The sequence below is a fragment of the Finegoldia sp. BIOML-A2 genome (assembly GCF_009678315.1).
Lineage (GTDB): Bacteria > Bacillota > Clostridia > Tissierellales > Peptoniphilaceae > Finegoldia > Finegoldia magna.
In genome coordinates this window covers 18,244-27,692 of record NZ_WKZE01000013.1, presented here as the reverse complement: position 1 = coordinate 27,692, position 9,449 = coordinate 18,244, and the positions used below count along the sequence as shown (strand labels likewise).

General features: G+C 31.6%; 3 protein-coding genes. 1 reads left to right on the top strand and 2 read right to left on the bottom strand.

Annotated elements, in window-relative coordinates; translation table 11 throughout:
• Nucleotides 1-951, top strand: a 951-nt coding sequence (locus GKF99_RS08200) for a relaxase/mobilization nuclease domain-containing protein (RefSeq protein ID WP_154273118.1), incomplete at its 5' end; no start/stop codon positions are given.
• A gap of 154 nt (nt 952-1,105) precedes the next feature.
• Here GKF99_RS08200 and GKF99_RS08195 read toward each other — a convergent pair.
• Together GKF99_RS08195 and GKF99_RS08190 are read right to left on the bottom strand one after the other, a co-directional pair.
• Entirely contained in the window at nt 1,106-1,762 is a 657-nt protein-coding gene (locus GKF99_RS08195; RefSeq protein WP_154273117.1) for a DNA-binding protein, read from the bottom strand.
• Nucleotides 1,763-1,805: 43 nt separating this feature from the next.
• On the bottom strand, nt 1,806-9,449 hold the full coding sequence (locus GKF99_RS08190) for a helicase-related protein (RefSeq protein ID WP_154273116.1): 7,644 nt from the start codon (nt 9,447-9,449) through the stop codon (nt 1,806-1,808).

Here is a 9,449-nt window from a genome sequence, read left to right as displayed (position 1 = left end):
AAAAAATCTTACCACAAAATCAGGTATCAAAGTGACGAATTATGTAAAGAAAATAAGCTTTCAGTCATTGATGAATACTATGAAGCTTACAAAAGAAAATATAAAACTGCTGGTAAATCTTGGTACGAATATGACCTAAACAAGAAAGGAAATTCTTGGAAGTCTAAACTGCAATTTGATATAGATAGAATGATTAATAAGTCTAAATCGTGGGAAGAGTTCTTAGAAAATATGAAGTCTCTTGATTATGAAATTAAGTTTGGTAAACATATTGCTTTTCGTCATAAAGATAAGCAAAGATTTACAAGAGCAAAGACTATCGGAGAAGATTATACTGAGGGAAAACTCAAAGAAAGAATAGATTTAGCAATTAAAAATAAAGCTAATCCTATTAAAAAGCGTGTAGGAAATGTCATTGATATATCTACTAATGAAAAAGCTCAGTCCTCTAAAGGCTATGAAGTTTGGGCAAGAAAACACAATATCAAAACAATGGCAGATTCAATAATAATATTAAGAGAACAAGGCATTAATTCCATTACCCAACTCGATGATCTGATCAAAAAATCTGCTGATGATAGACAAGACTTATTAGATAAAATAAAGAAAATTGAAAGTGAAATGAAGAGTTTATCCCAAGATATGGAAAATATAAATACTATAAATAAGTATCGTGAAATCTATAAATACCATAAGAAAAATCCTGATGATAAACAATTTGCAGAAGAATATTATAGTGAACTTTCCGTCTACAAAATAGCTGCTAAAGAAATTTTAGAAAACTATAAAAAACTACCAAACACAAAAGAAATACTAGCAAACCTCGATAAATTGCAAGAAAAAAAGAACACCCTTATGCAAGAGTATTCTTTGAATAAAGAACAATTTTCTGACCTTGTTCAATATAGGAAAAACTATGAGAATTATTATGGAAAGGAAGTGGAGAGGTAAAAAGATATAATCGGATAAAAGACTGTGTAAAATTTTGTGTATAGAAACCTCCTCTTTAATTTAATTATAACATTAGCTATAAGTTATTTTCTATTACTTGATATATCACTTTAAATGAGCAAAAAAATAAAGGCAGTCCGAAGACTGCCGATATTTACCTCTCTGCACCTTTGCTATGGTCTTTCTTGTTTGATTTAGTTTTATCGTCTGTCTTAAAGCTTTTTATTTGCCCTAATATGGACTTTTTATCTTTATCTTGACTCTTTACTTGTTCTTTTGCTTTTAAGAGCTTAGAAGACAAAATACGGACATTCTTATGTTCCTTTCCGTTGTTATCAATGCTTGTTTTTACTTGACCAAATATTTTAACAAAATCTCCTTGTTTTAGGTTTTCTAAATCTTTTGTCTTATCTCCATAGGCTGAACAATTCGTATAAATTTTATTTCCATCGTCATCTTTTGAAACAATTGAAAAGTTGCTTACTTTGAACTTTTCTCCATTAGCATTTTCTCGTTCAAGATTTTCTACTTTTCCAGCTATATTGCCCACGAGATTTATGAGGTCGTCTTTTTCTTCAAGTTCGTTGGAATTTTCAACAATCTTACCTTGTTCTTTCATATCATCAATCATATAGTCAAAGTCATCACTTAGTAAACCTGTTGTGTTATTGTTCATATATAAAACATAGACATCTTCAAGTGCCTTTTCATCATTAACGCCTTTTTCTATGCTTACAAGTGCTTTTATAAAATCCTTGTAATTATCATTCATCATTTCTTCTAAGTTTTCTCTAATATCTTTGTATTCCATAATTTCCTCCTTGTACTAAATAAGGAGAGCCTTACGCTCTCCTTTATCGTTCTTGTCCTTTTTCACTTTTTTCTTGGTTTTTATCTTTTTCTTCTTCTGATTTGAATTTTGATATTTGTCCCAATATTGATGGTTTCTCTTCCCTTGCGTGAAGATTATCCTCTACATCATAAGTTGATTCAAAGTAATCACTATCTTTAAAATCATTGTCATACCTATCTGGTATTCCGTCATTATCAAGATCTTTTGCAAGTGGATCATAGAAGTTTCCATCATCATCTATTTCTAAGCCTAAAGCTTGTTTTAAATCTTCTTCATCTACTGATACCAGATCGTCAAAACTTGACATCTTTATGGCTTCAGTCATATCTTTAAGAGCTTGTGAATTAGATATATCTTCTTCTACAAAAGATTCTGTTCTAATAGCTACATTATCTACATACTGAGTCCATGTTTTTTCTTCCAAATTTACCTCATATTGAATCGAATGCTTACCATCAGGTGTTTCTGTATAGGCAAGTCCTATATGACTTAAATCAGGGTATAGTTTGTCGAAGTCTTCATAGCTATTAGATTCTGAAAACTCATAATTAGAATAATCGACTATCGCCCTCTTTAAATCTTCTAATAGTGGTGATTGGTTTTCTAATTCTTCTACTTCTCCCATATCTAAAAGTTTATTAATTTCAGATAGTCTTAGTGTCTTATCCCTTAACTCATCTGCTTTTTCAAATGGTTTAGTTAATTCTACTTTGGCATTTTCTAAAGATTCTTTATAGTTTTCAAGGTTTTGATTTAATCTTTCAAGTCTTGCAGGCATTTTTTCAATTGCATTATCAAGTCTTGTTATATTGCCATCAGTAGAGTTTGAAAACTCTCCGAAGTATTCTGCTTTTCCCAGAAGTTTAAAAGTGTGGGTATTTGTCATAAAGTTATATGAAACTTGTAAGTCTAAATTTCTATATTTACCAATAACCTTGCTATCATTTATCTTTACCTTTTTTATTTCTTCTAATAGCTTCTCTCCAGCTTCTTTCTTATCTAAAATTTTATTTCCACCAAGACTGATTGAAGTAAATTTGCTATCTCCTTCTCCTAATTTCTCAACACTTGCAATATCTTCTTTAACTGCTTGTATTTCCATTTCAGTTTTTAAAATACTTTGAGGATAAATTTTATTTACCTTATCTTCAAGCTTGTATTTATTAGACTTATAGTTTGCTTCAAGCATTTTTAATTTTGTAACTTCGTTATCTAAATCCATTTTTTCTTTTATTAAAGGATTACCAGTAGCTAAAGCTTTAATTTCTGAGTATGATAGACTTGCTTCATCGACATCTTCTGCAACTCTTACTGGAGTTTTTGATGTCATAATTTGAGAAATGAATTTTTGCTTATTCTCTATCGTCTGCCACAAATAAGAATCAAATGTATTCTCTGTTACATATCTAAAGATATTTACCTTATCATTTTCATTACCCTGACGAACAATTCTACCACTTCTTTGCTCTAGGTCAGACGGTCTCCAAGGGACGTCTAAATCGTGTAAAGCTATTAGTTTATTTTGTACATTTGTACCTGCTCCCATTTTTTGTGTAGAGCCTAATAATACTCTTACTTCTCCTCTTCTTACCTTGGAGAATAGTTCATCTTTTTGTTTGTCTGTATCTGCTTCGTGGATAAAGGCTATTTCTTCTTTAGGTATTCCCATATTCACTAGCTTATTTCTAATATCATCATAAATATTAAATTCTCCATCTCCTTTTGGTGTGGACATATCCGAAAATACTAATTGAGTCGATGAATCTTCTTTTGTCTTATCCCAGATTGAAAAGATATTTTTAACACATACATTTACCTTTGAATTAGGATCATCTGGAAGTAATGGATTTATTAATCTTTGGTCAAGGGCAAGTTTTTTACCATCATTTGTAATCTTTAGCATGTTATCTTCTGTTGGTTCGACTTGGTTGTTTCTAACTGCGTCTGCTCTTTCTGAAATAGCTTCTAATATTTCTTTTTGTTCCTCAGTAGGTTTTGTTTTAATAACTTCAAAATTTGCTTCTGGCACTGGCAAATTTAACATATCTGAAGTCTTTATATCTGCTACTTCTTTAAACATGCTCATCAGTTCTGGCAAGTTATAAAACTTTGAAAATCTTGTCTTTTGCCTATATCCAGTGCCTTCTGGAGATAATTCAAATGTGTTTTCTGTTTCTCCAAAAGTAGAAGCCCAGGCATCAAAATGTTCTAATCCTCTTGTTTTTAAATCGTCATATTGAAGGTATCTTTGCATTGTATAAAGCTCTGTCATTGAATTTGATATTGGTGTACCAGTAGCAAATACAACTCCCTTACCATCTGTCATTTCATCCATATACCTACATTTCATATACATATCCGAAGACTTAAAGGCTTCACTCTGACCGATACCCGCAACATTTCTCATCTTTGTATGCAAAAATAGGTTTTTGTAATTATGAGCTTCGTCTATAAATAACTTATCTACTCCTAGCTCTTCAAAGGTTATTACATCATCTTTTTTAAAATCATCATTTAGTTTTTCCAGTCTTACCAAAAGCTTCTTCTTTGTCTTTTCCAGTTGTTTTACTGTGAAATTTTCCCCTCTATTTCTTTTATTCTCATCAATAAAGGAAACTATATCGTCTATTTGGTCTTGTATATGTCTAACTTGGTATTCCTTAGACATTGGTATTTTTTCAAATTGAGAGTGTCCTATGATGACTGCGTCATATTCTCCTGTTGCAATCCTTCCAATAAATCTTTTTCTATTTTTCGGTTGAAAGTCTTTTTTATCGGCCACCATAATGTTTGCTGACGGATATAATTGCATAAACTCCCTACCAATTTGAGTAGTTAGATGGTTAGGAACTACAAATAATGATTTACTTGCAAGTCCTAACTTTTTAGATTCCATAGCAGAAGCTACCATTTCAAAAGTTTTTCCTGCTCCTACTACATGGGCAAGTAGTGTATTTCCACCATAAAGAGTTCTTGCTATGGCGTTTTTTTGATGCTCTCGAAGTCTGATTTCTGTATTCATTCCATCAAAAGTTAAGTTAGAACCATCAAATTCTCTATTTCTAATTGAGTTAAATTTTTCATTATAAATTTTTTCTAACCTATATCTTCTATCAGGATCTTCAAATATCCAATTCTTAAATTCTTCTTTAATCAGTTCTTGCTTCTGACTTGCAAGCATAGTTTCTTTTTTGTTTAATACAGAAGTCTTAGACCCATCATCATTTATTACTTGATCAAATACCTTTGTATCTTTTAGATTAAGAGCATTTTCAATTAGCTTATAGGCATTTACCCTACTTGTACCATAAGTCATGTTAGCAAGGTCATTAGTCGAGTCAACACTTTTACCTTCAATATTCCATTCACTTGTATGTGGCGAAAACCTAACATTTATATTCCACCTATCATAACCTGGCGTTTTTAAAAGATTAAAAGTAAAGTCTTCTATATCTTTTTGAGGTATCCAAGTTGCTCCTAACCTTACATTTATATCAGAAGCAGTGAGTTCTTCAGGCATAACTTCTTGTAATTTTTCTCTTTGATATTTGAGCTTGCCTAACTCGTTTAATAATGTATCTTTCTTTTCAGAAGGTGCTAAATCTATTACATTTTCAATTTCTCCTATATATGAATTGAGATAACCAATCTTTTCTCTAATATTGCCACTTAGATACTCATCAGCCGATACATATGAAAAGTGAAAGGGATCGTCATTATTAAAGTTTTCAAAGGGCATTCTGTTATTTATTAGGTCTGTGTCCTTAATATCTAAAAAAATCTCGCCCTCAAGCTCACCAATTAAAGTATCGCTATCTTTATTAGTGATAGATTCCATATATTCAAAATCTACATATCCTTTTTGTGAAACTGATAAAACTAAAGCTTCAAGAGAAGTATCTACATGGTCTACTACCTTTGCCTTTGTTATTGTTCTTTTTGAGAATATATCACTCTTAGCTTTGAAATTATCCTCATCATCAAGTATTTCTATTGATGAAACCAAAGAAAAGTTTGAGTCTTCCTTTAAGGCTCTAGTGTTTGATAAGGAATTAATAAAGCCATGTTTCTTTGAAAAGTTATCATAGACCTCATTTAACTTTGCTTGTGACTCTTCTATTTCTTCGTCTGAAAAATCGTCCTTTTGCTTTTCTATTACATCTTTTAAAGCATTCATTACATCAAGATAATCTTTTATCTTTTCTTTATTTTTATCTGATATATTCTGCTTAATTAATACTGAGTTTTCTCTTAGGTAGACTTCTTCATCAATGATGGTATAGGAAAAATTCTTAACATCATCTGTTGCTGGAAGACTTAATTCTTCATCTTCCAATAGCTCGACTTCTTCATATTTTGAATTTGAAGATATTTCCTTACTTGCAAGATCCATTAAATCCTTTAGATTTTCGTCTTCTTTTTCATCACAAGTAATTGTATTTCCAAATCTTCCAGATACTTCTTTCATATCCCCTAATACCATTTGAGGATTATCTACAAAGTATTTATTATAGGTCAAACCCTTTTTATCAGTTGATAGGTGTATCCAATCATCATCTCTTTCTATAACTGAATCTCTCTTCTTTAAGAAAATAATATCTGAAGTAACTTCTGTACCAGCAAGTCCTTTAAATGTTGTATTAGGTAGCCTCATAGCTCCTAAAAATTCACATCTTGCATTAATATATTTTCTAACAGATTCATCTTTTTTATCCATAGTTCCAGATGAAGTTATGAAGGCGATAATTCCTCCATTTCTTACCTTATCTATTGACTTTGCAAAAAAATAATCGTGAATCAGAAAGTTATTTCTGTTATATTCACGATCGTTAACTTTAAAATCTCCAAAGGGAACATTTCCTATTACCAAGTCAAAGAAATTATTTGAGAAGTTTGTTTCTTCAAAGCCTTTAATTTGAATGTTAGCTTCAGGATAAAGTTCTCTTGCTATTCTTCCGCTTAGACTATCTTTTTCTACTCCATAGACTTTAGAGCCTTGTATTTCACTTGGCATATTACCAATGAAATTACCTACTCCTGCAGATGGTTCAAGGATGTTCCCAGTCTTAAAACCCATATCTGTTAGGGTCTTATATATTCCATCCATTACCTCTCTAGGTGTATAAAATGATGTAAGAGTGGACTCTTTAGCATTCAAATACTCTTCATTTGTTAGATTTTCTTTTAAAATATTTCTTGCTTCAAGCCATTGTCCTCCCTTTTCTTCATCAAAGACATCGGCAAGACCACCCCAGCCTAGATAATCAGCAAGATAGGCTTGTTCATATTCTCTTGGACTCCTATTTTCATTTTCAAGTCTTTTTAGCATTTTAATAGCTTTTATATTTTTATCTAGCTTTTCTGATGGTGTAAGGTATTCTGAGTAGATATGATTTTTCAAGTCATAATTTCTAGCAAAACTTAGCTTTTCCTTATTAGGTTCATAGCCTAGATTTTTTAAATCCTCTTTACCCCTCAATAAGTTTTCGGCTGCTTCCCTTGGGACATCATACCTATCCATCATTTGGTCAATTTCGGGATTGTAGTTATCAATAAAGCTTTCTTGTTCTACTTGTCTTTCAATTTGATTTTCATGCTCAGGTAATTTGTATATCTCATAATTTCCACTATCTAAAAGGTCATCAATCTTTCTACTTTCTTCAAATGTTTCGCCCTTATATAAAGAAAATTCTTCTCCATTAACTTCTACTTTAGTTTCTGTTTCAATTAAGTTAATTCCACGAAAAGCATTCTCATTTTCTAAAATAAATTCTTTTCCAACTTTTACTGCTAGTTTTTCTGATGTTTGACTTAGATTTTCAAAGATTTCTTCAAGGTATGAATCGTTTCTATATGGAATTACTTCCGAACCCCTAATCATACCTCCCATATATTCCATATTATCTCTGATAGTTACAGTTTTAAGTCCTCCACTTAGTTCATCAAAATCTGTAATAGTAAAGTCTTTATACTTATATCTAACCTGATCACCTATCTTAAACTTAGGCTCTATCTTTTCCTTAACTTCTTCTTGTAATGATTTTTCCTCACTTAATGCAACTTGTTCTTCTAAATATGAAAATTCACGCTCATTTACTTCTTCACCATCACCAAGGTCAATCCTATAATGCTCGACAACTTCGCCGTCTACATAGTGGTCAAAATAGAATTTGAAATATCCGATATAATCATCAGTCATTTCTCTAAATTCATTTTCTCCAAGAGTTTGATTATGGTATTTAACATCAATATCCTTTTGTCTTAGGACATTTATTAATTCTTTGGTTACTATCTGCGCACTATAATCGGGAACTAATTCGTGGTTTTCATTAAATTCTACAATCCAGTAATCTTTTCTGTTTTCAGTGGTTTTGCTATCAAAAAAAGAAGCTTCATCAGCTTCCTTTTCTTGGCTTATTTCATTTTCTAAGCTTCTACGTATTCCTTGATTGCCATTTTCTTCACTGTTGCCATCAAGTTGTTCATCTGTCCTTGATATTCCTCTGGATTCTCTCTCATCATCTTCTCTGTCAATCCTTGTGCTTTCATCATCTTGACTTTCTCTCTCTTGATAAAGTCCACTGCCTGATTCTGAATTTCTTTCAGATGGTTCAAAAGTGTTTTCTCCTCGTACATTTCCTGAAGTTTCTTCCAGTTCTCCATGTCCTCGCTCCCTACTAGGTAAGACAGTCTTAGAACTGCGTATGTCGGATTCGGATATCTCTCCATAAATTCCAGATCCTTCTCCATCATGTCCAAGGTTTTCTCTTCGATCTTCATCGCTATTTCCTCTGTCGCTTCCATCTGTGAAAACTCGTCCATCTCTACTTCTTGACCTATCATCTCGTCTATATAAATCATCTTGACCTCCTCTATCTTCATTTATATTTTCTATATCTCTATTATAGTCGCCACCAGCCCTTTCTGTCAGCAGCCTAGCTCGATCCATTTCCTTAGATTTTTCTATTGTTCTATCTATAATATCTTCACTAACCCTTGATATTACAAGACCTATCTGCTCTAAAGAAATTGTATTAATCCTAGAAAAATTATTTTTTAAATTTTCCATATCCATAGGGTAGGCTGTATTAAACCTATTAGCTACCGCATAGGATATTGAGTCCCTCATAAACTTTTCAAAACTAAGTCTATCCTCTATATCTATCCTTAAATCAGCAAGAGCCAAGTTAATATATTCATCTCCATAAATTCGACTCAAAGAAAATATATTTTCATTGAGTGAATCACTAGCTTCAAATGAAGAATTATTTATTATTTCTTTTAAAGCCTCGTTATGGTTTTCGTGGTCAAATTGCCATAAGCTAACCTCATTAATATTCCTATCCATTGATGTGGTCTGACTAATATCAAAAATATATGAAACTTTTTTGTTTATATCACTTCCAACTAAAATTGGAATGCCCTTTTGACCTCTCATAACAACTCTGCCAAAATATTTTTTCCACATTTCAAAAGTCGCACAAGCTCTAGCTTCAGGTTCTTTGTTATATATACTTAGTTGGCTAGAAAAATCATATTTTTGATTGTTACCTACAACCTTTAAGAGTTTTAAATATTCTTTTTCATCTTGTAACACTTCATATTTTATAGCTTCTTGTATATTCTTAAAATCATTTACTTGCAT